At 58.9% G+C, this 23,402-nt stretch carries 27 protein-coding genes; all 27 read left to right on the forward strand.

Annotated elements, in window-relative coordinates:
* The first annotated feature begins 17 nt into the window (after positions 1–17).
* The 27 genes from flgB to flhA all read left to right on the forward strand — a co-directional run bounded on the left by flgB (position 18) and on the right by flhA (position 23,376).
* Positions 18–395 carry a flagellar basal body rod protein FlgB gene (gene flgB / locus KW403_RS03520; RefSeq protein WP_223021376.1) on the forward strand — a complete coding sequence of 126 codons (378 nt, stop codon included), beginning with the start codon at positions 18–20 and terminating at the stop codon, positions 393–395.
* A 3-nt stretch (positions 396–398) separates the two neighbouring features.
* Positions 399–818, forward strand: a complete 420-nt coding sequence (flgC, locus tag KW403_RS03525; protein WP_223021377.1) for a flagellar basal body rod protein FlgC — start codon at positions 399–401, stop codon at positions 816–818.
* On the forward strand, positions 815–1,123 hold the full coding sequence (fliE, locus tag KW403_RS03530) for a flagellar hook-basal body complex protein FliE (RefSeq protein ID WP_223021378.1): 309 nt from the start codon (positions 815–817) through the stop codon (positions 1,121–1,123). Before flgC ends, fliE begins: the two co-directional genes overlap by 4 nt.
* Positions 1,124–1,135: 12 nt before the next feature.
* Entirely contained in the window at positions 1,136–1,924 is a 789-nt protein-coding gene (flgG, locus tag KW403_RS03535; protein WP_223021379.1) for a flagellar basal-body rod protein FlgG, read from the forward strand.
* Positions 1,925–1,930: 6 nt separating this feature from the next.
* Positions 1,931–2,398, forward strand: coding sequence for a flagellar basal body P-ring formation chaperone FlgA (flgA, locus tag KW403_RS03540; RefSeq protein WP_223021380.1), 468 nt, complete (start codon positions 1,931–1,933; stop codon positions 2,396–2,398).
* Positions 2,395–3,498: a flagellar basal body P-ring protein FlgI gene (locus tag KW403_RS03545; protein ID WP_223021381.1), complete on the forward strand. Its 1,104-nt coding sequence runs from the start codon at positions 2,395–2,397 to the stop codon at positions 3,496–3,498. Before flgA ends, KW403_RS03545 begins: the two co-directional genes overlap by 4 nt.
* A 10-nt stretch (positions 3,499–3,508) precedes the next feature.
* A complete protein-coding gene (locus KW403_RS03550; RefSeq protein ID WP_223021382.1) occupies positions 3,509–4,021 on the forward strand; it encodes a MotE family protein in 513 nt (170 codons plus the stop codon).
* Positions 4,018–4,722 (forward strand): flagellar basal body L-ring protein FlgH, encoded by a 705-nt coding sequence (gene flgH, locus KW403_RS03555; protein WP_223021383.1) that lies wholly within the window; start codon positions 4,018–4,020, stop codon positions 4,720–4,722. Before KW403_RS03550 ends, flgH begins: the two co-directional genes overlap by 4 nt.
* Positions 4,723–4,747: 25 nt before the next feature.
* Positions 4,748–5,251, forward strand: a complete 504-nt coding sequence (locus KW403_RS03560) for a flagellar basal body-associated FliL family protein (protein WP_223021384.1) — start codon at positions 4,748–4,750, stop codon at positions 5,249–5,251.
* Entirely contained in the window at positions 5,248–5,985 is a 738-nt protein-coding gene (gene fliP / locus KW403_RS03565) for a flagellar type III secretion system pore protein FliP (protein WP_223021385.1), read from the forward strand. The genes KW403_RS03560 and fliP overlap by 4 nt, the downstream gene beginning before the upstream one ends.
* Before the next feature lie 216 nt (positions 5,986–6,201).
* Positions 6,202–7,071: a flagellin N-terminal helical domain-containing protein gene (locus KW403_RS03570; RefSeq protein WP_223021386.1), complete on the forward strand. Its 870-nt coding sequence runs from the start codon at positions 6,202–6,204 to the stop codon at positions 7,069–7,071.
* A gap of 203 nt (positions 7,072–7,274) precedes the next feature.
* Positions 7,275–8,144 carry a flagellin N-terminal helical domain-containing protein gene (locus tag KW403_RS03575; RefSeq protein ID WP_223021387.1) on the forward strand — a complete coding sequence of 290 codons (870 nt, stop codon included), beginning with the start codon at positions 7,275–7,277 and terminating at the stop codon, positions 8,142–8,144.
* Positions 8,145–8,261: 117 nt separating this feature from the next.
* Entirely contained in the window at positions 8,262–9,902 is a 1,641-nt protein-coding gene (gene fliF / locus KW403_RS03580; RefSeq protein ID WP_223021388.1) for a flagellar basal-body MS-ring/collar protein FliF, read from the forward strand.
* On the forward strand, positions 9,902–10,549 hold the full coding sequence (locus tag KW403_RS03585) for a hypothetical protein (RefSeq protein ID WP_223021389.1): 648 nt from the start codon (positions 9,902–9,904) through the stop codon (positions 10,547–10,549). The genes fliF and KW403_RS03585 overlap by 1 nt, the downstream gene beginning before the upstream one ends.
* On the forward strand, positions 10,546–11,886 hold the full coding sequence (locus tag KW403_RS03590) for a MotB family protein (protein WP_223021390.1): 1,341 nt from the start codon (positions 10,546–10,548) through the stop codon (positions 11,884–11,886). The genes KW403_RS03585 and KW403_RS03590 overlap by 4 nt, the downstream gene beginning before the upstream one ends.
* Positions 11,883–13,166 (forward strand): chemotaxis protein, encoded by a 1,284-nt coding sequence (locus KW403_RS03595; protein ID WP_223021391.1) that lies wholly within the window; start codon positions 11,883–11,885, stop codon positions 13,164–13,166. Before KW403_RS03590 ends, KW403_RS03595 begins: the two co-directional genes overlap by 4 nt.
* On the forward strand, positions 13,163–14,440 hold the full coding sequence (locus KW403_RS03600; RefSeq protein ID WP_223021392.1) for a flagellar hook-length control protein FliK: 1,278 nt from the start codon (positions 13,163–13,165) through the stop codon (positions 14,438–14,440). Before KW403_RS03595 ends, KW403_RS03600 begins: the two co-directional genes overlap by 4 nt.
* Positions 14,412–14,966: a lytic transglycosylase domain-containing protein gene (locus KW403_RS03605; RefSeq protein WP_223022431.1), complete on the forward strand. Its 555-nt coding sequence runs from the start codon at positions 14,412–14,414 to the stop codon at positions 14,964–14,966. The genes KW403_RS03600 and KW403_RS03605 overlap by 29 nt, the downstream gene beginning before the upstream one ends.
* Positions 14,967–15,104: 138 nt before the next feature.
* Complete coding sequence (locus KW403_RS03610; RefSeq protein ID WP_223021393.1) at positions 15,105–15,779, forward strand: response regulator transcription factor; 675 nt, start codon at positions 15,105–15,107, stop codon at positions 15,777–15,779.
* A gap of 102 nt (positions 15,780–15,881) precedes the next feature.
* Positions 15,882–17,138, forward strand: coding sequence for a flagellar hook protein FlgE (locus KW403_RS03615; protein WP_223021394.1), 1,257 nt, complete (start codon positions 15,882–15,884; stop codon positions 17,136–17,138).
* A gap of 37 nt (positions 17,139–17,175) precedes the next feature.
* On the forward strand, positions 17,176–18,636 hold the full coding sequence (flgK, locus tag KW403_RS03620) for a flagellar hook-associated protein FlgK (RefSeq protein ID WP_223021395.1): 1,461 nt from the start codon (positions 17,176–17,178) through the stop codon (positions 18,634–18,636).
* An 11-nt stretch (positions 18,637–18,647) separates the two neighbouring features.
* A complete protein-coding gene (locus tag KW403_RS03625) occupies positions 18,648–19,697 on the forward strand; it encodes a flagellar hook-associated family protein (protein ID WP_223021396.1) in 1,050 nt (349 codons plus the stop codon).
* A gap of 35 nt (positions 19,698–19,732) precedes the next feature.
* On the forward strand, positions 19,733–20,083 hold the full coding sequence (gene flaF / locus KW403_RS03630; protein WP_223021397.1) for a flagellar biosynthesis regulator FlaF: 351 nt from the start codon (positions 19,733–19,735) through the stop codon (positions 20,081–20,083).
* Positions 20,080–20,517 (forward strand): flagellar biosynthesis repressor FlbT, encoded by a 438-nt coding sequence (flbT, locus tag KW403_RS03635; protein ID WP_223021398.1) that lies wholly within the window; start codon positions 20,080–20,082, stop codon positions 20,515–20,517. The genes flaF and flbT overlap by 4 nt, the downstream gene beginning before the upstream one ends.
* A gap of 3 nt (positions 20,518–20,520) precedes the next feature.
* Positions 20,521–20,919, forward strand: a complete 399-nt coding sequence (gene flgD / locus KW403_RS03640) for a flagellar hook assembly protein FlgD (RefSeq protein WP_223021399.1) — start codon at positions 20,521–20,523, stop codon at positions 20,917–20,919.
* A 3-nt stretch (positions 20,920–20,922) separates the two neighbouring features.
* Complete coding sequence (gene fliQ / locus KW403_RS03645) at positions 20,923–21,189, forward strand: flagellar biosynthesis protein FliQ (RefSeq protein WP_007008607.1); 267 nt, start codon at positions 20,923–20,925, stop codon at positions 21,187–21,189.
* A 99-nt stretch (positions 21,190–21,288) separates the two neighbouring features.
* Positions 21,289–23,376, forward strand: a complete 2,088-nt coding sequence (gene flhA, locus KW403_RS03650) for a flagellar biosynthesis protein FlhA (RefSeq protein WP_223021400.1) — start codon at positions 21,289–21,291, stop codon at positions 23,374–23,376.
* Positions 23,377–23,402 lie beyond the last annotated feature (26 nt).

Here is a 23,402-nt window from a genome sequence, read left to right on the forward strand (position 1 = left end):
ACCGAGAGACTTGCCTGATGCAGCCCGTCAACCTGTTTGATCTTGCCACCCAGCAGGCGAAGTGGCTTTCCGTTCGCCAGACGACGGTGGCCAGCAATGTCGCCAACATCAACACGCCCGGCTACAAGGCCCTTGAGGTGGAACCTTTCGAGAATGTCTTGAATGGTTCGCGCGTGGCCTTGACCAGCACCAATCCAAACCATCTGCAATTCGGGGCGACCAACGCCTCCTTTTCGGTGGACAGCACCGACGATCCGTCCGTTCTGCCGTCTGAAAACACGGTGAAGATGGAGGATGAACTGTCCAATGCAGGTGAGGTTCGCCGCTCCTTCGAGCTGAACACGGCCATCGTCAAGGCCTTCCACCGCATGTTGATGAACACGTCGAGAGGATAAGCCGTGGACCCCCTTTCCGCTTCTCTGAAAGTCGCCGCATCCGGTTTGCAGGCTCAGTCCGAGCGCATGCAGGTGGTTTCCGAAAATCTGGCGAACGCCAAATCCACAAGCGACATTCCTGGCGGAGATCCCTACCGCCGCAAGACCATCAGCTTCGTTGCCGAACTGGACCGCAATATCGGCGGCAGCGTTGTCGAGGTCGGGTCGATCGCCCGTGATCCCACCGAATTCACGCTCGAGTTCAATCCCGGCCACGAGGCAGCGGACGAGCGCGGCTACGTAAAGGTGCCGAATGTCAACGTCTTGATAGAGATGGCCGACATGCGCGAGGCCAACCGCGGCTACGAAGCGAACCTGCAAGTCATCAAACAGGCGCGCGAACTCATTTCCATGACCATTGATCTGATGCGGAGCCAGTCATGATTCCTCCCGTGGGCAGCATTGCCCCTTCGACATTGACGCAAGCCACCGGTCTCCAGCCGGCTCGTCAAGCCCCCACCTCCGAAACCGGAGAGGCTTTCAGCGCGATGCTGGGGCAAGCGGCGGCGGATACGGTGGCGAAATTGAACCATGCTGAAGGCGTCTCCATCCAGGCGCTGCAAGGCGAAGCAGAAACCCGGGAAGTGGTGGATGCGGTCATGAGTGCCGAACAGGCGCTACAGGCGGCGATTGCCGTTCGTGACAAGCTTGTCACCGCCTATCTCGACATCAGCCGAATGGCCATCTGAGGAGCCTGATTGATGAAAGCCCTGTCGATTGCCGCGACCGGTATGAGCGCCCAACAGCTCAATCTCGAAGTGATTGCCAACAACATCGCCAATATCAACACGACCGGGTTCAAGCGCGCCCGGGCCGAGTTTTCTGATCTGCTCTATCAGACAGAGCGCATGCAGGGCGTGCCCAGCCGCGCCAACCAGGCCATCATTCCCGAAGGCGCAAATGTCGGTTTGGGCGTCAAGGCTGCAGCAGTACGCAACCTGCATATCCAGGGTCCGATGAACAACACCGGCAACAAGCTGGATGTCGCGCTGGTCGGTAAAGGCTGGTTCGAGATTGAAGGCACTGACGGGGAGCCACTCTACACCCGTGCGGGCTCGTTCAACACCAATGCCACCGGTCAGCTCGTCACCACGCAGGGCTACAATGTAAATCCGGCGATCATTATCCCCGAGGACGCGGTAGAGGTGGTGATCAACAAGACAGGACAGGTTTTTGCGAGAATTGACGGCCAGGCAGAGCTCCAGGATCTGGGGCAACTGACCCTTGCAAACTTTGCCAATGAAGCAGGCCTCGACCCGATTGGTGACAATCTCTTCCGCGAGACCCCTGCTTCTGGTGCCGCCATCCAGGGCGTTCCGGGAGATCCCGGCTTTGCCGTCATCGAACAGGGCTATCTCGAAGGTTCCAACGTCGACCCGGTGAAGGAAATCACCGAGCTCATATCCGCTCAACGCGCTTATGAGATGAATTCAAAAGTCATCCGCGCGGCTGACGAAATGGCCGCAACCGTTACCCAGTCGATCCGGTAGGTTCGCATGAACAGACACTCCGTCGTCTCCGCTCTTATCCTGGCCCTGGCCAGCTTCTTTGCATTCGGTTTTCCGGCTGCAGCGCAGGAGCAGGCGGTGGTGTCCACGCGTGTCATCTACCCCGGCGAAACCATCTCCATCGACGCGCTCGACGAAGTATTCCTGCGCCGCCCCCCGCGCGGCAACACGGCGATCGCTCGCATGCTGGAAGACATCGACGGGAAAGTCGCGCGGCGCACGCTCCTCCCGGGGCGCCTCATCCCCATCAGCTATCTGCGTGATGCCTATCTGGTGGAAACAGGCACCCCCGTCACTGTGACCTTCAGCGAAGGCCCCCTCGTCATTTCGCTGCGTGCCGTTCCGCTCCAGGCAGGTGCTGCCGGCGACATGATCCGGTTGCGCAACATCGAGAGCGGTCGCACGTTCACGGGCGTGGTGCTTGCGGACGGAAGCGTCCAGGTCGGAGCCATATGATGCGCCGTCTGTTCCTCTCCATCCTTTTGGCGATGGCGTTCAGCCTGCCGGCCGGCGCCGCATCGCGCATTAAGGATATCGCGATGCTGCAGGCGGCACGCGACAATCAGCTTGTCGGCTATGGTCTGGTCATCGGTCTTCAGGGAAGCGGCGACAGCCTGCGCAACTCGCCATTCACCGAACAGTCCATGCGTGCAATGCTCGAGAATCTTGGCATCGCCTCGGAAGGTGGACGCGCACGTGCGAAGAATGTGGCTGCCGTTATCGTGACCGCAAACCTTCCGCCCTTCGTGCAGTCGGGCGCACGGATTGATGTCAGCGTCTCCTCGCTTGGCGATGCGACGTCGCTTGCCGGCGGTACGCTGGTGATGACACCCCTTCGCGCCGCCGATGGCGAGATTTACGCGGTGGCACAGGGGTCCGTGATCGTTTCCGGTTTCAGTGCCCAGGGGCAGGCAGAAACACTCACGCAGGGCGTACCCACCTCCGGACGTGTGCCTAATGGCGCTATCATCGAACGCAAGGTCGAGGCCTCCATGTCCGATAGCGCCAGCCTTGTCCTGCAGTTGCGCAATGCGGATTTCTCAACGGCCGTGCGCGTTGCAGACGCAATCAACATGTATACCGGCTCCCGTTTCGGCGCGCGGCTCGCCAATGAAGAAGATGCCCGCACCATTCGGATCCGCAGGCCCAAGGGTATTTCCTATGCCCGCTTCTACGCCGAGATCGAAAATCTAATGGTCGAGTCCGACGGCCCGGCCCGGGTCGTCGTCGACGAGCGCACCGGCACCGTGGTCATCGGCAATGACGTGCGTATCTCCCGGGTTGCCATCAGCCACGGTACACTCACCGTGCGCATCACAGAGACGCCACGTGTGGTTCAGCCGGAACCGTTCTCGCGCGGAGAGACAGCGATCGAACCTTTCACCGAAATTGAGGCCGATCAGCCAGATGCCAATGTGGCCCTGCTGGACGGCCCCAACCTGCAAACTCTTGTCTCCGGCCTCAACCGGCTGGGCGTGAAGCCCGACGGCATCATCGCCATTCTTCAGGGCATCAAGTCCGCTGGCGCGCTGCAGGCCGAACTCGTGCTGCAATAAGGTGCACCGCATGTCACGCAGTATTCGATCGAGAAAAATCACAACCGCCGCATTCGCGGGGCTCGTTCTCGCCACCCAGATTGTGCCACTCCATGCACTGGCGAACGATAATCCAACAACCATGAAGCCCGACGAAGTTGAGCGCTTCTGCGCAAACATTGCCGATGCAGCACGCGATCGCCGCTATTCCCTTCAGGCCATGGAACTGGAGAAGCTAAAAGGCGAAGTGGACGAGCGCATCGCCGCGTTGGAGCAAAAACGTGCCGATTACGAGGGTTGGCTCCAGCGCCGCAACATCTTTCTCGCGCAGGCCGAGGCCGGCATTGTGGAGATATATGCATCCATGCGACCCGACGCAGCAGCCGAGCGGCTCGCGGAAGTCCGCGTTGAGCTTGCCGCCGCCATCCTGATGAAGCTGGAGCCGCGCACGGCCGGCATCATCCTCAACGAAATGAACAGCAAGTCCGCAGCGACGCTGACGACCATCATCGCCAGCGCCGCGCGGCCGGAGGACCCGACATGACGTTCCGGCCCGTATTTCTCCTGCCGCTGGCGTTTGTTGCCGGTTGCTCTCAATCGCTCAAGGAGATCGGCAAAGAACCCGCCATGACCCAGGTGGGGGCGTCCATCGACCCGGAGGTGATGGCCGCTTACAACTACCCGAAGCGCCCGGCACCTGCGCTCACCCGTTACTCCCTCTGGGACGACAAGCAAAGCCGGCTCTTCACCGATCCGCGCGCGCTCAATGTCGGCGACATCCTGACAGTCGAAATATCGATCAACGACAAGGCCCGTTTCAAGAACGAATCCGAGCGTTCGCGCGATGTGGACCGCAGCCTGGGCCTTTCAGGCTCGTATTCTATCGGCGGCGCAGGCTCATCGGCCGCGCTCGACGGCAAGATCGGTTCCGGGACGTCGACAGCGGGCGGCGGCCAAACAGAGCGCTCGGAAAACATACGTCTCCTCGTAGCGGCGGTGGTTACACAGGTGATGTCCAACGGCAATCTGCGCATCCGTGGAACCCAGGAGGTAAGGGTCAACGCAGAGCTGCGTATCCTCACCATCGAGGGAATCGTGCGGCCAAGCGATATCGATCCGCAAAACATGATTTCCTACGAACGCATCGCCGAAGCGCGTATCTCCTACGGGGGCCGCGGTCGGATCAGCGAGGTACAGCAGCCACCCTACGGCCAGCAATTCCTCGATCAAGTGCTTCCATTCTAACCTCGGCGACGGAGCCTGAAGACGCATGGCGCTGCTTGAACAGCAACCTACCGAGAAAAAGGGACCGTCCCTCGTTGTCCAATTGGCGATGCTTTTGGTCATGTCGGCCCTTGCCGCCGGAACTGCTTGGTTTGCTGGCAGCTACTTGCAAAGCAGATCGGGCAGCGTCGAGGAACCCGCTGCAACGGCAGAGGAAAGCGTTGCCTCCGACCACGCTAATGACGAGGATGGCGCTGGCAAATCCCAGCCCGGCATCTTCATGATGGAACCCATCACCACCAACCTGGCTGAACCAAGTGAAGTCTGGGTGCGTGCAGAACTTTCTCTCGTGTTCGATGGCGAACCCGATCCGGTGATGGCCGCCGCCATTCATCAGGATCTCTTTGCCTATCTGCGGACGGTGAAGCTGCGCCAGGTGGAAACCGCCAGTGGCCTCCAGCATTTGCGCTCCGATCTTGCAGAACGCGCCAGCATTCGCAGCGAGGGTGCGGTCAAGCAAATCCTCTTCAGGGCCCTGTTGTTCGAATGAGACGTCTCGCTCTTCTGACCGCCGCTTCTCTTGTACCAACTGTTGCGGCGGCGCAATCCATCGATCTTGGTGCACTGACAGGCGCCGACGGCTCCACCATCGGCACGATCATTCAACTTTTCGGCCTTTTGACGATTTTGTCCGTTGCGCCGGGAATCCTGATCATGGTCACAAGCTTCACCCGCTTCGTGATCGCCTTTTCCATCCTACGCGCCGGCATGGGGTTGCCCACCACACCTGCGAACCTGATCCTGATCAGCCTATCCTTGTTCATGACCTTCTATGTCATGGCTCCAACCTTCGACAGAGCCTGGGCGGAAGGCATGCGTCCGCTCATGAACAACGAGATCAGCGAAGAAGTTGCGGTCCAGCGTATCGCCGAACCCTTCCGCGGCTTCATGGTCAACAATGTTCGCGAGAAAGATTTCGCGCTCTTCGCCGATCTGGCCGCGGAACGCGGCAATATAGACATCGACGTAACCGTAGAAACTGCAGATTTGCGGGTTCTTGTGCCCGCTTTCATGATCTCAGAGATACGTCGCGGTTTCGAGATCGGTTTTCTCATCGTGCTGCCCTTCCTCGTTATCGATCTGATCGTGGCGACCATCACCATGTCCATGGGCATGATGATGTTGCCACCGACGGTCGTCTCCCTGCCGTTCAAGATATTGTTCTTCGTCCTGATCGACGGCTGGAACCTGCTCGTCGGCAGCCTCGTCCGCTCTTTCGTTTAAAGGGCTTCGCGGCCCTACAATTCGTTTCTTCAGAAAAAACGCCACCCGACGAAATTCAGCCCGTCCATTATCCTTTTGGTAGGACTTTCCCGCGATAAATGCCTTCAAGCATGGCGGACAGATCTTACAACGGGATCAAGGGCATGAAGCCGCTCCGTCATACCGGTGAGCCCGGTATGTCCCTCGTTTGTTTTGTATTTCAGGGGCGTTTATCCCATGGCAAGTCTTATGACCAACGCGTCGGCAATGACGGCGCTGCAGACCCTCAACACCATCTCCAAAAACATGGCGACCACCCAGTCCCGCATCTCGACGGGCCTGCGCGTGAGCGAAGCTTCCGACAACGCTGCTTACTGGTCCATCGCGACTTCGATGAAGTCCGACAACAAGGCCCTTTCCAGCGTTCAGGATGCTCTGGGTCTCGGTGCCGGTAAAGTCGACACGGCCTACACGGGTATCAACGAAGTCATCGACACCGTCGACAAGATCAAGCAGAAGCTTGTCACGGCACGCGGTGCTTCGCAGGAAGACCAGCAGAAGATCCAGGGCGAAATCAACGCCCTCCAGGATCACATCACGTCGGTCGTCGGCAACTCCAACTACGCCGGCTCCAACATCATCCAGGACAACACCGATGTGAACATCGTAGCGTCCTACAACCGCAGCGGCGCGACCGTCACCATTGACGAAATCACGCTGACGGGTGCCAACGTTCTGGTGCTCGACGCGGCTGGCACGGCTGGTAGTGCAGCAAGCGTCGTTGCAGCGGCCCTGTTCGATGCTTCGGGCAGCCAGGTTGCCGACGGTGCAATCGATACCGCACTCGGCACCGTCGAAACCGCTCTCGCCTCGCTCGCCGACCAGGCAGCAGAACTTGGTGCGGCCAAATCGCGCGTCGATCTTCAGAAAGATTTCGTTGGCAAGCTTTCCGACGCAATCGAACGCGGTGTTGGCCAGCTGGTCGATGCGGACATGAACGAAGAGTCGGCTCGTCTGTCGGCCCTGCAGGTTCAGCAGCAGCTGGGCATTCAGGCGCTTTCGATCGCCAACTCCAATTCGCAGAACATCCTGTCGCTGTTCCGCTAATCGATGGATCCCGGCGCAAAAGCGCCGGTATCAATCCTTGACGGACGGGCCGCTCATACGAGCGGCCCGTCTTTTTTTTGATATTTGGAGCAACTGTTAACATCCATTAATCGCCTGTTAACCATGTGCATCTACCTATCGTTAACCATACCCGGCGCGAAAACGCGGTGCCACCGGGGGTGATTGAACAAAGAGGTGATCACGTGGCCAGCATAATGACCAACACTTCTGCGATGGTTGCATTGCAGAGCCTCAAGGCGACCAACAAGGCCATGGACGTGGTCCAGGGCCGCATCTCCACGGGCTACCGCGTTGCCGAAGCGAGCGACAACGCTGCCTATTGGTCCATCGCGACGACAATGCGTTCCGACAACAAGGCCTTATCGGCGGTGCAGGATGCGCTGGGCCTTGGGGCGGGCAAGATCGATACATCCTACACAGCCATGAACAATGTGCTTGAAGCCGTGGATGCGATCAAATCCAAACTTGTGACAGCACGCGGCGCCAGCGCGGAAAACCAAGGCAAAATCCAGGCCGAGATTGACATTCTGCTTGACCATATCAAGAGCGCCGCCACCGGTGCGAGCTATGCCGGGACCAACATACTGGCGACCGACGACACCGGAAATATTGAGGTGGTATCCTCCTACAACCGCTCGTCAGCCGGCACTGTCACCGTTGACACGATTAAGATCGACATTGCCAGTGTGAAGCTCTTTGCTGCGGGCGGACTTCCCGGCGGTCTCGCCGATGACATCATGCTCATCGACATCGTGACCAATGGAACAGATGCTGACATCGACGGTTATCTGACGGATGTCGAGACTGCACTCTCTAACATGTCCAACGCCGCCGCCGATCTCGGCGCAGCAAAGACCCGCCTCGATCTGCAGAAGGATTTCGTTTCCAATCTGATGGACTCCATCGAGCGCGGGGTCGGCCAGCTTGTCGACGCCGACATGAACGAAGAATCGACGCGGCTTCAAGCCCTACAAGTTCAGCAGCAGCTCGGCATCCAGGCGCTTGCCATCGCCAATCAAAACGCACAGAGCATCCTCTCTCTCTTTCAATAACTCGCAGTCTTAAATCCAGGCAGCTTTCCCATGGGGTCGCATCGCGACCCCATTTCATTTTCGCACAAGCTTCGGCGTCTAGTCTCCCGGACACAACTCGTATGGGAGCATTGGGCGTTGCCTGAGCAGATTCAGACCGTCGTTGAAAACCTGAAAAGCCTCGGGCCTCGCCGGCTTGCCCTTCTGGGAGGCATGCTGGCCCTGGTCATGGCCGTCATCGTTGCCGGTGCGGCCTATCTCAACAGGCCCGCCTACGAAACTCTGTATGTCGGGCTCGATCGGTCCGATGTGAACCAGATTGGGCTGGTGCTGGGCGAAGCAGGCATCGGATTTGATGTCGTTTCGGACGGCACGGCCGTCCTGGTACCTGCCGGAAAAACTGCACAAGCGCGCATGTTGCTGGCTGAGAAAGGGCTGCCAAGCAGCACCAATGCCGGCTACGAGCTCTTTGACAATGTCGGCTCTCTGGGGCTCACGACCTTCATGCAGCAGGTGACTCGCGTTCGAGCTCTTGAAGGCGAAATCGCCCGCACCATCCAATCGCTTGCCGGCATTAAGGCTGCACGGGTTCACATCGTAATGCAGGAACGCGGCACATTCCGTACGGAAGAACGCCAGCCCTCGGCATCCGTCGTCATTCGGGCATCCAGCCTTGATGCAACAAACGCAGCCTCGTCGATCCGCTATCTCGTCGCAGCCGCCGTCCCCGGTCTGGATGCAGAAAAAGTGACCGTTCTCGATTCGACCGGCACGCTCCTGGCCGCTGGCGACGATCCGTCCAACAGTACAGCGCAACGCTCCATAGGCGTGGAACGCACGGTAGAGAACCAAATCGAGCAGAACATTCGCCGCGCTCTTGCACCCTATCTGGGCCCTGACAATTTTCGTGCCAGCGTCAAGGCAGATGTGAACACCGACGCCCGTCAGATCGAAGAGGTCATTTACGACCCGAACTCGCGCGTCGAACGATCGGTTCAGGTGGTCCGTTCCAGCGACAGCGCCAATCGCGAAACAGCCGTTCAGCCGACTTCTGTAGCACAAAACCTTCCCGAGGATGACACTGCAGCCACAGCAGGCCCAAAATCCTCCGAGGAAAGTGAGCGCCGGGAGGAAACCACCAATTACGAACTGAACACCAAACGCATCGCCACCACGAGCAACGGTTTCAGCGTCGACAAGATGTCGATTGCCGTGGTGGTGAATCAGGCAAGGATCCTGGAGATCCTCGGCCCCAACGCCACCCCCGAGCAGATCAATGCACGGATCGCCGAGATTCAAAGTGTCGTCGCCTCAGCTACCGGCTTTAACGAAACCCGCGGTGACGTGATCAATGTTTCATCAGTCGAGTTCATCGACGGCCTTGACGGAACACCCATGCCCGAAACCGGCATTCTCGATGCCGTCGGGCAGCATACTGGAACTCTCATCAACGCAGCCGCCTTCATCCTCGTCGCGTTTCTCGTCACCTGGTTCGGCCTCAAGCCCATCGGGGCCAACCTCATGCGGCCGGCGATCGCTTCAGGGGCCGCTTCCGACGACATGCAACGGGCACTGCCCAATCCTGCAGAAGAGCAGGCACGCCTCACCGACGGCGGGTACTCCGATCCAGCGTTCGAGGAAGACGATACATATGGAACGCATCGGCTTAAGATTCGTCCCGCTCCACAAGAACGCTTGGCTCGGATGGTCGACCTCAACGAGGAGCGCACCGCCCACATTCTTCGCAAATGGGCGCGCGCCGAGGCGGAGGCCGGTTGATGTCTCCCTCCCTTTCGCTCTTCGACGCCTTGCCAGACTTCGGCACCCCGATCCCGCCCGTCTCACCACCCAAGGCGGAGAGCAAACGGTTCAATTCCCTCTCTGAACGCCTGGAGCCCCCTGCGAAGGATGCTGTCCCTCCATTGCAGACTCAGCTTGACGAGATGATCACGGCAGCGGAAGCGGCCCTGGCAGAGAAGCTCGCGCAAGAACATGCTGTGGCTCTCCAACAGGAACGTGAACGGCACGCTGAAGAGCTCGAGGCACTGCGCAATCAACTGGGTGACACAGTGGGTCAGGCGATCAACAACCGTTTTGCTGCGCTGGAAGATGATCTGGTGACACTGACCTCGCAAGCCACAACACGGATTCTCGGCGGTGTTCTGACGGAGGATCTGCAGAAGCGATCGATCGTGGAGCTGGAGCGCGTGATACGCAATGCGATCGATGATCGGGAAACCTTGCGCATCCGGGTCAGCGGTTCGCCCGCTCTGTGGGAAAGTCTGAAAGCGGGGCTCGGCGAGAAGGCGCGCCATGTCGATTTTGCGGAGGCACCCGGCTTCGACCTCAGCATCTCGGTCGATGAGGAACTCTTTGAAACCCGGCTCACGGAGTGGTCGGAAACACTTGCAGGATTGATCTCATGAGCGTTGCGGAAGACGAGGATCGCGCCTCGGAGATCATTATCGTTCGTCGCGGCGGCGGCGACGAAGACGAGGGCCATCATGGTGGGGCATGGAAGATCGCTTTTGCGGATTTCATGACCGCCATGATGTGCTTTTTCCTGGTGATGTGGCTTATCAACGCGACCGACGAAGATACCAAAACCGCGCTTGCAAGTTACTTCAACCCCGTGCAGCTCATTGATCGCAACACGAGCAGCAAGGGTCTTGAGGACGTCGACGGTGATCCGGTCGACAGCGCGCCCAACGATGTAGAGGATGATGCACCAGGTGCACCATCGGAGAACAAGGATCAGACATCCGGCCCGATGAGTTTTGAAAATTCGGTTGGCCAGTCGGACATCCAGAAACTGTCTGACGAGAACCTGTTCTCTGATCCGTATGCCGTGCTTGCCGAAATCGCATCCAACACCGACACGATGCAGAACATTTCTCAAAAAGGGGATGGAGGCGCACAGATTGCGGGCCCCTCCTCCGGCGCATCCGGAGGAGAATCCTACCGCGATCCATTCGCACCCGATTTCTGGTCGCAGCAGGTCGCGCGACCGCAGATAGGTGTTCAGGGGGATCCCGACAATGCACGTGAAAACCCTGCTGGAACCGATGCCGATCTCCCGAGCAATGGCACCAATCCGCCACCAGCCGCGGCTCGGGAAATAGCCGAGGCAGAGGCCGGAACCGAAATCGCTCTGGAGCCGGTTCGCGAGGTCCAGCCCCTCAAACCTCTGGAGCGGGAAGACGTTGCCACACAGGCAACCACTCCTCCTGAAACATCACAGAGTAGCGAGAGCGATGCCGCGGAAGCGTCCGCCGAGCCTCCTGCACAAGATGCGTTGGAAAGAGGTGAGCAGCTGGCCGAAAAGATCCGATCCCAGCTTGCTGCACAATTTGCCGGAACACCGCTTGAGAGCTCCATATCCGTCGTAGCAACCGACGAGGGCGTGCTTGTTTCGATCACCGACGATCTTGAAAACGGCATGTTCCCGGTAGGGTCCGCGGTACCGCAGCGCGAGCTCGTTCTCGCCATGGACAAGATCGGTCAGACCTTGAGCGAGCAGTCGGGCAGGGTGAGTGTGCGCGGCCACACGGACGGGCGCCCCTTCCGCAGCGAGACTTACGACAACTGGCGTCTGTCCAGCGCGCGCGCTCAGGCGGCTTACTACATGCTCGTGCGGGGTGGGCTGGATGAGTTGCGCATTCAGCAAGTGGCAGGCTTCGCCGACCGCAAGCTGAAGGTGCCGGAAGATCCCTACGCCAGCGCCAACCGTCGCATCGAAATCCTTCTGGAAGTGCCGCGATGAGGGCAGTTGCACGTTTCGCCGCCATTCTGTTCACTGGTCTTGTCTTCGAGACTGGTGCCCAGGCGGCTTCCATGCAGCCCTATCAAATGGTCCGCTCGCTTCAGCGGGTTCAAGACCGCATAGCAGGTGGCGATCATGCGGCCCTGCCCATGCAGCAGAAACTCCTCGGCATCATAGACAACCGCATACGCAAAGCCGACCCTGAGGATTTCTCGGATCCGCGGAACCTTCAGGCCCTGCTGATATACGGATTAAGCGGCGGCAATCCCAAAACGCTCGAACTGCTCTTCTCCAAACTCACTTTGGGTGCCCAAGAGACCCGGCTCGGCGAAGCAATAGTTCGCTACGCGCATGGGGATTTCACCGCTGCACGGTCAATGCTGCAGGAGATCGACCCCAAGTCTCTCCCCCCGGAAGTAGGGCCGCCCGTCGCTCTCGTCAGCGCCACAGTGACAGCGCGGGACAACCCGCTTTTTGCGATTCGCATGCTCGATGAGGCCCGTCTTCTCAGTCCAGGGACCCTCATAGAGGAGGCGGCCCTACGGCGAAGCATCCCGCTCGCCGCCGCCCTCAAGGACACCCAACGGCTTGCCCGGGCATCGGAACAATATGTCCGGCGCTTTCTGCGCTCGCCCTACGCCACGCAGTTTGTCGACACATTCGTGGCCGCTGTCGTGGAATTGCACGACACTGTCGATCCTTCCATGGTCGACGAAGTCACCGCACAGATGTCGGACGAACAGGCGAGGATCGTGTATCTGCGGCTTGCCCGCAAAAGCGCCATCGAGGGCTATGAGCGGCTCCTCGCCTTCGCTTCTCAAAAGGCCATGGCTTATGGTCGTAACGCAGACGGTGGCAACGATCCACGAGCCGTTCTCTACGCCAACATGGCTTCTGTCAGTTCGGACAATGTGAACGAGGTCCTTGTTGCCCTAACCGGCATTGATCGCCATCGGCTCTCAAAAGCGGATCAGGAATTGCTCGATGCGTCCGTCGCCATAGCCAAGGCAGTTCTTGACGAACCCCGACACACCTCAGCTGTCGCCATGGACTCCGAACCGGAACTCGTGGATGCGCGCCTCCCGGACGAAGAATTTTCCGAACATGACAACAAGAGTGCTGAGATCGCCGATAGCTCAACCTCACTTATCGCTCAGGAGGCCGCTATGCCTGTCGTTTCCGGCGAAACCGTGCATGACGAGGCCGATAGCTATCTGAAGGAAATGCGCAGCAAACTCGACGACATTGATGCACTGCTTGGAAAGGAACCCGGACAATGAATCCTGCCATCAGCCGGAGTTTGCCGACCAGCCTGCAGCCGCTGGACAAAGGGCCCCAGAAACGGACGGGCGGAGAGCCATTATCGTCCGCCTTCGAGGAGGCGCTGTCGGAAACTCCAAACACCAAGGGCGACAGCGAGAAGAAATCCAGCGAGGAAGCCACAGACTGGAAGCCGATACGTTGGACGCTCGCCGAAGGATTGGGTGCCCGAAAAGAGCCCTCCGGCGATGAAGAACCGCCAAATGAAGGCAGCGAACCGACGCTGCTCCCCGAGGCGCTTTTTTCCCGGCAAGGTCCATCCGTGTCCAATGACATGAGCGGAGAGACAGGCTTTGTCGACGGTGACGAAAGAACGGCTGATACGGCGCGCGAACTTCTGAGCGACGAGGACGGCCGTGCAGTGGACTCCGGTGGGAAACCGGAGGCCGCGCCCCTGGTTTCCGAAGACGCCCCTGTTGCGCCACAAATGGCTTCAGCCCAACCTCTTGTTCAGGCGAATGAACGGACCCGGGAACGCATGGTGCCAGCCAGACCGTCAGACAAGGCCGAGCAATCTCTACCTGGGCTGGCTAAGGCATCCGAGAAAACCGCTTTGTCTGTCGGTGACAAGCCGTCCACACCGGCAGCCATCGAGCAGGCAACCAAACAACTGGGCAAGCCCGATGCGGCACTCCGAGGCCTTGGCGGCAACGAGGGGCCTGGGCGTGAGAATGGCCACCAGCAACAACAGGAAATCCGCGTTGTCTCCATCCAGCGTGCGCCTGCCCCTGCCCCCACTGTTGGCGGCGACCCGAACCCTCTGACCTCGCGCGCCGGAACGAGTGAAGCAGCACAGTTGCAGGCCAGCCAGCAGGGCGAAGCCGGAAAGATGGTGCAGACCCTGAAGATCCAGCTTCAACCGGCCGAGCTCGGAACGGTGACGGCCAAGCTGCGTCTCGTGGGCGAACAATTGATGGTTGATCTGCAGGTCGAAAGCACCGAGGCGCGCCACCGGCTCAGCACCGACAGCGAGTCCATCGTGAAAGCGCTGCGCTCACTCGGCTACGACATTGACCGGGTGACCGTTCAACAATCCGCTCCCGGAGGTCAAAGCAACACCGCGACCGGCGGCAACACGCGCGATGGAGCATTCCAGTCTATGAGCGACAGCCGTGGCGAAGGTGATCCTTCGCGAGGAGCCGGCGGCGACCGCTCCACCCGCGAGGAGGCCCGCAATGGCGGCCGGCAGGCACAGGACACCGCCGATGCGTCTCATAACGGCCTTTATATTTAGCTTTTCTGCGTTGGCTGGCAGCGCCCAGGCTGCCGGGAATGCCTGCGAGGGTGAAATCCTCCGCGCGGCAGAACGTTACCAGGTCCCCCCCGGCATTCTTTATGCCGTTGGATTGACGGAAACCGGGGTGAAGGGAAGCTTGCAGCCTTATGCGCTGAACATCGAAGGCAAGGCCGTCTTCGCCCGCAACGCGACGGATGCAATACGCACCTACGAGCGCGCCCGAAGCGAAGGCAAGAAACTGATCGATCTGGGCTGCATGCAAATCAATCATCACTACCATGGAGAGCAATTCAAAAACTTGCGCTCCATGCTGGATCCGCGTCAGAATGTCGATTATGCCGCCCGGTTTTTGGTTCAGCTCAAGCAACGCCACGGCTCCTGGTCGATGGCCGTCGCACGCTATCATGCGGGCCCCAACAACGATCCCGCACAAAAACGGTACGTTTGCCGAGTGATAGCCAACATGGTCGCCACAGGCTTTGGAGCCTGGACACCGGAAGCACGACAATTTTGCAATCAGTGATTGAACTCTCGCTTTCAACGAGGCTCAGCAAGCCTGCCCGACAGACTCCCCAATATTGACTCCTGAGATTTCACAGTTGTGCGTGATTCGCCCGACCAGTTACCACTTGATACATAAGTTGATTCGGAGGGCGGACCGGTGATTGTCGTGATAGACGAGCGTGAGTTGGTGACTGAAGGTTATCACTCACTTTTCAATCGTGAAGGAGTTGCGAGCGCGGGGTTCGCACCGGACGAATTCGGAGAATGGGTCGAGACTGTCCCTGACGATGAACTCAAGGCGGTCAGTGCATTCCTGCTCGGCCAGTGTGATGGCGGCAACATCCGGGCCCAGCGCATTCGCGAGCGCTCCACCGCCCCCTTGATTGCTCTCAGTGAACGCAATTCGCTTGATGACACATTGCGCATGTTCGAGTGGGGCGTCGACGATGTCGTCCGCAAGCCGGTTCACATCCGCGAAATCCTGGCACGCATCACGGCGATTCGTCGTCGCGCCCAACAGGAGACGGAGACGTTCACGGAAATTGGCGCCATGCGGATTTACTTCGACGGGCGCGACCCGGAAATCGAGGGGCAACCGCTTCCCCTGCCACGCCGTGAACGCCGGATCTTGGAATATCTGGCGAGCAACCCCACGCGCCGGGTGACCAAAACGCAGATATTCAACGCCATCTATGGCATCTTCGATGAGGATGTCGAAGAGAACGTGGTCGAGAGCCACATAAGCAAATTGCGCAAGAAGCTTCGCGAGAAGCTCGGGTTCGATCCCATCGATTCCAAGCGCTACCTTGGCTACCGGCTGGCGGACACCTGATCCGCCAGGTTTTTTTTCCTTCAGAAAGCACTACCACCAGTTTCACGCAAGTCACGCCTCCTACCTTGTCCGTGATCGGCGTAGACTATGAGGAGACTTCCGATGGGCCTTTACGGCATGATGCGTACCGGTGTTTCCGGCATGGCGGCACAATCCAACCGGTTGTCCACCGTCGCCGACAACATCGCCAATTCCAGCACCAATGGTTACAAGCGCGCGAAAGCGGAGTTTTCCTCGCTTGTCCTGCCGTCCTCTGGCGGCTCTTACAACTCCGGCGGTGTCACGACTTCGATCCGCTATGAAATTTCCAAATCCGGTCCACTGCAGTACACCACATCCGGAACGGACCTTGCTATCGAGGGCAACGGCTTCTTTGTCGTTCAGGGCACCAATGGCCAGCCCTTTCTCACGCGGGCCGGCTCATTTGTCCCCAATGCAGATGGCGAACTCGTCAACGCCGCGGGCTATAAGCTCATGGGTTACAGCTATGCCAACGGTGTCCCAGCGGTCACCGCAAACGGATATGCCGGGCTCGAAGCCGTAACAATCGCGCAGTCGGAACTGGTGGCAACTCCATCGCGCAACGGCACCCTCACGGCCAACCTTCCCTCAAGTTCAGATGTGGTTGCGGCGGCAGACCTGCCTTCAGCCAACGCGGCCACCGCCCAATACACGCACAAGACCTCGCTCGTGGCCTACGACAATCTCGGCGGCAAGCAATTGCTCGACGTGTACATGACAAAGACAGGCGCGGACACTTGGGAAGTTGCGGTATACGACCGCGCAGATGCGGCACCCAACACGTCGTTCCCATACGCAAATCCGGCATTGGCGACCACGACGCTCACGTTCGATCCGACCAATGGTAAACTCGATGGCGCGAGCCCCACAGATATCGCTCTGACCGTGCCTGGCGGCGACACGCTGACCATCGATCTTTCCGACATGACTCAGCTCGATACCGGCTTTTCGGTAACCGGCGAAGTGGACGGAAGCGCCCCCTATGCGATTGACAGTGTCGAAATCTCCGAAGACGGCACAATCTTCGCGCAATACGCAGATGGCTCCAGGCGAGCTCTGTACCGTATCCCACTTGCCAATGTGCAGAGCCCCGATCAGTTGAAGGTCATCACCGGCAACGTTTTCTCCGAAAGCGCCGATTCAGGCGGCGTGCAGCTCGGCTTCTCCGGGACCGGGGGGCTCGGCAAGGTGACACCAGGAGCTGTCGAGCGTTCGAACGTCGACATCGCCACCGAGTTGACAGACATGATCGAAGCTCAGCGCAACTACACAGCCAATTCGAAATCGTTTCAGACAGGTTCCGAACTAATGGAACTTCTGGTCAATCTGAAGCGCTAAGCGTGGGTTTCCGGAACCGGGGAGTGGAAGAACGTAAATGTCCCTGACATCTGCACTGAACATTGCGCAGACTGCGCTTTTCAACACCTCGCGCCAGACCACCGTTGTGTCTCGCAACGTTTCGGAAGCCAGCAATCCGGACTACGCGCATCGCAGCGCGCTTCTGTCCAGCATGGCCCCAGGCGCGCGCGTCGTTCAGATCCGACGCGCGGCCGACGAAGTTCTCTTCAGACAAAATCTCTTCGCGATCTCTGCCTGGCAGGGACAAAAAGCGATGTCTGGCGGTCTCGACACCATGCGTCTCACCGTCAATGGCGTTGACGATGCAAACGCACCGGCGACCGCGATCAGCAAATTGCAGGAAGCCCTGCAACTCTATGCGGCCACGCCGTCCAACACCACGCTCGCAGAGAGCGCGATGCAGGCGGCAAATCAGGTGGTGCGGTCGCTCAATGACGGTGCCAGATCCGTACAGAACTTCCGGGCCGATGCAGATCGGGATATCGCAACTGCGGTTGACGATCTCAATTATCTTCTGGGCGAATTCGAAACCGTCAACACAGAGATCGTGAACGGAACGCGAAGCGGCCGCGACGTGTCGGACGCTCTGGATCGTCGAGATGCGCTTCTTAAGAAGATTTCCGAATATGTCGCCGTATCGACAACAACGCGCTCAGGCAACGACATGGTCATCGTTACCGCCGATGGCGCCACCTTGTTCGAGACCATACCCCGGCCTGTTACGTTCACTCCGAACACGAGTTACGGGCCGGGTACGACCGGGAATTCGGTCTATGTAGATGGTGTGCCGTTGGTGCCCGGCGTGGGTGGCAACACGAGCGCCAAGGGTTCGATAGCAGCAGCACTGCAGTTGCGCGACGAGACCGCGCTACAGATGCAGCGCCAACTCGACGAGGTCGCACGCGGTCTGATCACGGCCTTTGCCGAGACCGATCCCAGCGGCACTCAGCCCGACATGGCAGGACTATTTACATGGGCGGGGGGACCGGGAATTCCGCCCGCGGGCACGCTCATCGATGGGTTGGCCGGTGCGATCCGCATCAACGCTGCATTCGATAAGAGCGCCGGCGGAGACCCGTCGCTCCTGCGTGATGGCGGTGCCAACGGCGCAGCCTATCTGCATAATACAAGCGGCGCGGCATCCTATTCGGATCTGCTCCTTAGCTACTCCCAACGCCTCGACGAGCCAATGGCATTTGACCCTTTGGCAGGTCTCGACACAAACCGCAGCGTGACAGCCTTCTCGTTCGATTCCGTAGGCTGGCTGGAAGCGAGCCGCAAAGAGGCGGCCAGCGGAGCTGAAGGCAAGGAAGCATTGGTGGTACGCACGGCCACCGCACTTTCGAATGCAACTGGCGTCAATGTCGACAATGAAATGGCGTTGCTGCTCGATCTCGAAAATGCCTACGAAGCTTCAGCACGGCTCATCGCCGTGATTGACGAAATGCTCTCCACGCTGATGCAGGCTACAGGGTAGAAAGACCGACCATGAAAACCTCCTTCATCTCATCGCTGGCCATGTCGCAGTCGCTGCGGTACCAGACCATGCGCATGCAGGCTGAATTGGCCGAAAGACTGAAGGAGTCGCAAACCGGACGACATGCTGATGTCGGCGTCGCACTCGGCGCCCATGCAGGTCGCAACCTTTCAATGACCCGCAGCATCGATCGTCTGAACGGCCTCGTCGACGCCAATGCGATCGCCGCCAACCGACTTTCAGCAACGCAGAACGCGATGACGCAAATCGGCGATCTCGGACAGAGCCTACTTGCATCGCTGACCGCAGCGAAATCCGATATCGATCAGGTCTCTGTGTCTCAGGCGGAAGCCGAACGCGTATTGAAATCGATGACTGGCATACTCAACACCAATCTGAATGGTGAGTATCTGTTCGCTGGCATCAACACCGACGTCAAGCCGATGTCCGATTTCCACGATCCGGCCTCGCCAGCCAAAGCTGCATTCGATGCAGCCTTTGTGGCGAAGTTCGGCTTTGCTCAAAATGATCCTGCAGCGGCAAGCATCACGGCGGCCGACATGGACGACTTTCTCACCAATTTTGTGGAACCCCAATTCCTCGGCGCAGGCTGGGAAACCGATTGGTCGAGCGCATCCAGCCAGAAAATTACAAGCCGCATCACCCTGAATGAGACCGCGGAAACGTCGCTGACTGCCAACGAGACCGGCATACGCAAGTTGGCCATGGTTGCAGCCACGATCTCCGACCTTCTCAATGGCTCTCTGGGCGAGGAAGCGCGCGATGTACTTTATGACCGGTCGCTCACGCTCGTTGGTGAAGCCGTCGCCGAGATCGCGAATGCACAAGCTCAGGCGGGAATTGTCGAGAATCGCGTCTCCGCGGCTAGCGAGCGGCTTTCCGCGCAGGTTGATCTCTTCACGACACTCATCAAGGACAGCGAAGGCGTGGATCCCTACGAGGCAGCGACACGGGTAAATGACCTGAGAGCGCAACTAGACGCATCATACGCGCTAACTGCGCGCCTTCAGCAGCTCAGCATCTTGAACTATCTGCGATAACCAACAGACAGCCGAACCAAACGAACGGGAAGCACATGTACCAGTTTTCCTACAGCGAAGTTCAGACAGACTCGCTTGCCGACGCCCGAGATCGGGAGGAACAGGTTCTGAGCCGTTCGATCGATCTTCTTCAGGCCGCGCGCGAAAAGGGCCCGAACTCGCAGGAAACAGTGGAAGCGATCCACTTTATGATCCGCGTCTGGACTGCCTTTATCGATGATCTTGGCAACCCGGACAACGAGCTACCCAAGGAACTCAGGGCCAATCTGATTTCCATCGGCTTATGGCTGTTGCGGGAAGGGGAAGAAGTGCGTCAGGGACGGTCGCAGAACCTTGATGGCCTTATCGAGGTGTCGCAGATCATCCGCGACGGCATTCAGCAATGACCACTTTAAAAATATCGCTCAAAGCCAACGAGAAGATCTACGTCAACGGCGCCGTCATCAAGACCGACCGGAAAGTGACGCTCGAATTCCTCAACAACGTTCAGTTCTTGCTTGAGAACCACGTCCTTCAGGCGGAAGATGCCCACACACCCCTGCGCCAACTGTATTTCACGGTTCAGATAATGTTGATCACGCCGGACAATGCAAATGACGCGCGCCAACTCTTTGGCCAGCTCCTCCCCAAACTCCTAAACAGCTTCACAAGCGAGCGAATTCGTGCCGGCTTGAAGCATGTGGAAGAGCTCGTAACAAACGGTCAAGTTTATGACGCCCTGAAGGAAATCCGTGCGCTCTATCCCGTCGAAGACGAGATCATGACCCAGAATAATCAACTGGCCCGCAGCGAGCCCGTCACTGCCATTGCAGGAGAGTAAGCCATGAACGTGGAAGCAGCATCAGCCACGCAGACCTACAGCAACGGCACTCAGCAGACGGCAGCACCGCAGACCGTCGATTACCAGGCATTCCTACGCCTTCTGGTCGCTGAGATGAAAAACCAGGACCCTACGAGCCCGATGGAGTCTACCGATTATGTGGCCCAGCTCGCCACATTTTCCCAGGTCGAGCAGTCAGTCCAGGCGAACGCCAAGCTGGATCAGATTTTGCAGGCCTCTGCGCTTGCCCAGGCCGGCAGCCTCGTGGGCCGGGAAATCACCTCCGCCGACGGGGAAATCACCGGCAAGGTGGCCGAGGTGCGCCTCTATAGCGATGGCGTGATGGCCGTTCTCGAAAGCGGCGACAAGATTCCCGTCGGACCCGGTGTCGTGATCCGCTGAACAATGAATGAAGCTGACGCTCTCGACATTGTCCAATACGCGATCTGGACGGTTCTGGTCGCCTCCAGCCCGGCAGTGATCGTTGCCATGGTGGTCGGCGTCGGCATCGCGCTTGTACAGGCTCTAACGCAGGTGCAGGAAATCACCCTCACTTTCGTTCCCAAGATCGTGGCAATCCTCGTCGCTGTCGCCTTCTCCGCCCCCTTTGTCGCGTCGCAGATTTCCGGATTCAGCAACGTCATTTTCCAGCGGATCGAAGGCGGCTTCTAGTCCCTTCCCTGTCCCCCTCTCCTCTTTCACGCAAGTTTGAGACGCTAGCTTCCACGCACGGACGTGCAAACGCGTCCTGAATCGAGCGGGAAGACCGGCATGGCGTTGAGCGAAGCAATTACAGGCACAGAGACCCGGAAGCACGGCCGCGACGTGGGCTTTGCTATCGGCATCGTCATCATTCTGGCGGTGCTCTTCCTGCCCATCCCGGCGTTTTTGATCGATGTCGGCCTCGCTTTCTCCATCGCGCTTTCTGTGCTGATCTTGATGGTCGCACTGTGGATTCAGAGGCCACTGGATTTTTCCTCCTTCCCCACCATCCTGTTGATCGCGACGATGCTGCGGCTTTCGCTCAACATCGCCACGACCCGCGTGATCCTGTCCGAAGGTCATGAAGGAGCGAATGCGGCCGGCTATGTGATCGGCGGCTTCTCGCGCATGGTTATGAGCGGCGATTTTGTCATCGGCCTCATCGTCTTCATGATCCTGGTGGTGGTCAACTTCGTTGTCATCACCAAGGGTTCGACGCGTATTGCCGAGGTCGGCGCACGTTTCACCCTAGACGCCATACCCGGCAAGCAGATGTCTATCGACGCCGATCTATCTGCCGGCACGATTGACGACAAGGAAGCGCAGCGCCGCCGTGCCGAACTTGAGGAGGAAAGCTCCTTTTTCGGCGCGATGGACGGTGCCTCGAAATTCGTGCGCGGCGATGCGATAGCCGGTCTCATCATCACCGCCATCAACATCGTGGGTGGCATCGCAATCGGCTATGCACGCCACGATATGAGCATCGGCGAAGCCGCAGACGTCTTCACAAAGCTCTCTGTTGGCGACGGCCTGGTCTCGCAGATCCCCGCACTCATTGTCTCTCTGGCGGCCGGTCTGCTCGTGTCCAAAGGCGGCACACGTGGCTCCGCGGATCAGGCGGTGTTCGGACAGCTCAGCGCCTATCCACGCGCACTTTTCGTGGCGGCGATGCTTCTGACCGTGCTCGGCCTTGTCCCAGGCCTTCCCCTTGTTCCCTTCGTGGCACTGGCAGGCATCCTGGGCGGTATCGGATATGCCTTGCCTCGCCGGGCTCGCCAACGACGTGAAAAGGAGAACGAGGCGCAACGACAGGAACAGCTCTCCCAGGAAGAGGAAGAGCGCAACTCCGTCAGATCCTCGCTGAAGACCGCAGAGATTGAACTCCTAATCGGCAAACAGCTTTCGACGCGGCTTCTGGCATCGCATCAGGAGCTCGCCTACCGCATGGGCAAGATGCGCAAGAAGTTCGCCGCTCAGTACGGTTTCGTGGTGCCCGAGGTGCGTTTGACCGATGACTACTCGATCCCCCCGAAGAGCTACCGCATCAAGATCCACGGCACTGTGGTGACGGAATATCAGATGCGCGTGGGAGAGCTTCTCGTGCTCGTCGGCAACAACCGGATGCCAGATATGCCTGGTGAAGAAGTCAAAGAACCCGCCTTTGGAATGCGGGCATTTTCAGTGCCGGAAATGTTTGCCGACGACCTGAAGCGCGAGCGATTTGCCTTCGCCGACAACATGTCGGTACTGCTCACGCATTTAAGCGAAGTGATACGCAACAATCTGCCGCAGCTCCTATCGTACAAGGATATGAAGGCGCTGATCGAGCGGCTCGATCCCGAATACCGCAAACTGGCCGATGAAATATGCTCTTCGCACATCACCTATCCCGGCCTGCAGGCGGTGCTGAAACTCCTTCTGGCCGAGCGTGTGTCGATCCGCAACCTACACCTGATCATTGAGGCCATCGCTGAGATAGCGCCGCATATCCGCCGCACTGAGCAGATCGTGGAGCATGTGCGGATCCGCATGGCACAACAGATTTGCGGAGACCTGACTGAAGGCAACACGCTCAAGGTCCTGAGACTCGGCGGACGCTGGGACCTCGCCTTCCACCAGGCGCTCAAGCGCGATGCCAAGGGCGAGATCCGTGAGTTCGACATCGATCCGCGGCAACTTGAGGAGTTCGGGCAAGAAGCGAGCACCGCCATTCGCAAGCATCTCGATGCCGGCGAACGTTTCGTTCTCGTCACTGCGCCCGAGGCGCGTCCCTATGTTCGCATGATCACCGAGCGCCTGTTCCCCACCCTTCCCGTGCTCAGCCATGTGGAGATGGCAAAAGGGGTCGAGCTCAGCGTGTTGGGTTCAATCTCCTGATGCCCGGGACCCACCTTCCCCGGCTG

Source organism: Nitratireductor kimnyeongensis, from assembly GCF_019891395.1.
In the GTDB taxonomy this organism is placed as follows: Bacteria; Pseudomonadota; Alphaproteobacteria; order Rhizobiales; family Rhizobiaceae; genus Nitratireductor; species Nitratireductor kimnyeongensis.

Bases quoted from the DNA above. Each gene is read 5' to 3' on its own strand.
- flgK (WP_223021395.1), top strand. From the start codon at position 17,176: ATGTCCCTGACATCTGCACTGAACATTGCGCAGACTGCGCTTTTCAAC.
- flgB (WP_223021376.1), top strand. From the start codon at position 18: ATGCAGCCCGTCAACCTGTTTGATCTTGCCACCCAGCAGGCGAAGTGG.
- KW403_RS03560 (WP_223021384.1), top strand. From the start codon at position 4,748: ATGGCGCTGCTTGAACAGCAACCTACCGAGAAAAAGGGACCGTCCCTC.
- KW403_RS03615 (WP_223021394.1), top strand. From the start codon at position 15,882: ATGGGCCTTTACGGCATGATGCGTACCGGTGTTTCCGGCATGGCGGCA.
- KW403_RS03625 (WP_223021396.1), top strand. From the start codon at position 18,648: ATGAAAACCTCCTTCATCTCATCGCTGGCCATGTCGCAGTCGCTGCGG.
- KW403_RS03600 (WP_223021392.1), top strand. From the start codon at position 13,163: ATGAATCCTGCCATCAGCCGGAGTTTGCCGACCAGCCTGCAGCCGCTG.
- fliE (WP_223021378.1), top strand. From the start codon at position 815: ATGATTCCTCCCGTGGGCAGCATTGCCCCTTCGACATTGACGCAAGCC.
- flgH (WP_223021383.1), top strand. From the start codon at position 4,018: ATGACGTTCCGGCCCGTATTTCTCCTGCCGCTGGCGTTTGTTGCCGGT.
- flaF (WP_223021397.1), top strand. From the start codon at position 19,733: ATGTACCAGTTTTCCTACAGCGAAGTTCAGACAGACTCGCTTGCCGAC.
- KW403_RS03590 (WP_223021390.1), top strand. From the start codon at position 10,546: ATGAGCGTTGCGGAAGACGAGGATCGCGCCTCGGAGATCATTATCGTT.
- KW403_RS03545 (WP_223021381.1), top strand. From the start codon at position 2,395: ATGATGCGCCGTCTGTTCCTCTCCATCCTTTTGGCGATGGCGTTCAGC.
- flgA (WP_223021380.1), top strand. From the start codon at position 1,931: ATGAACAGACACTCCGTCGTCTCCGCTCTTATCCTGGCCCTGGCCAGC.
- KW403_RS03550 (WP_223021382.1), top strand. From the start codon at position 3,509: ATGTCACGCAGTATTCGATCGAGAAAAATCACAACCGCCGCATTCGCG.
- flgG (WP_223021379.1), top strand. From the start codon at position 1,136: ATGAAAGCCCTGTCGATTGCCGCGACCGGTATGAGCGCCCAACAGCTC.
- flbT (WP_223021398.1), top strand. From the start codon at position 20,080: ATGACCACTTTAAAAATATCGCTCAAAGCCAACGAGAAGATCTACGTC.
- KW403_RS03570 (WP_223021386.1), top strand. From the start codon at position 6,202: ATGGCAAGTCTTATGACCAACGCGTCGGCAATGACGGCGCTGCAGACC.
- fliQ (WP_007008607.1), top strand. From the start codon at position 20,923: ATGAATGAAGCTGACGCTCTCGACATTGTCCAATACGCGATCTGGACG.
- KW403_RS03595 (WP_223021391.1), top strand. From the start codon at position 11,883: ATGAGGGCAGTTGCACGTTTCGCCGCCATTCTGTTCACTGGTCTTGTC.
- KW403_RS03605 (WP_223022431.1), top strand. From the start codon at position 14,412: ATGCGTCTCATAACGGCCTTTATATTTAGCTTTTCTGCGTTGGCTGGC.
- KW403_RS03585 (WP_223021389.1), top strand. From the start codon at position 9,902: ATGTCTCCCTCCCTTTCGCTCTTCGACGCCTTGCCAGACTTCGGCACC.
- flhA (WP_223021400.1), top strand. From the start codon at position 21,289: ATGGCGTTGAGCGAAGCAATTACAGGCACAGAGACCCGGAAGCACGGC.
- flgD (WP_223021399.1), top strand. From the start codon at position 20,521: ATGAACGTGGAAGCAGCATCAGCCACGCAGACCTACAGCAACGGCACT.
- fliP (WP_223021385.1), top strand. From the start codon at position 5,248: ATGAGACGTCTCGCTCTTCTGACCGCCGCTTCTCTTGTACCAACTGTT.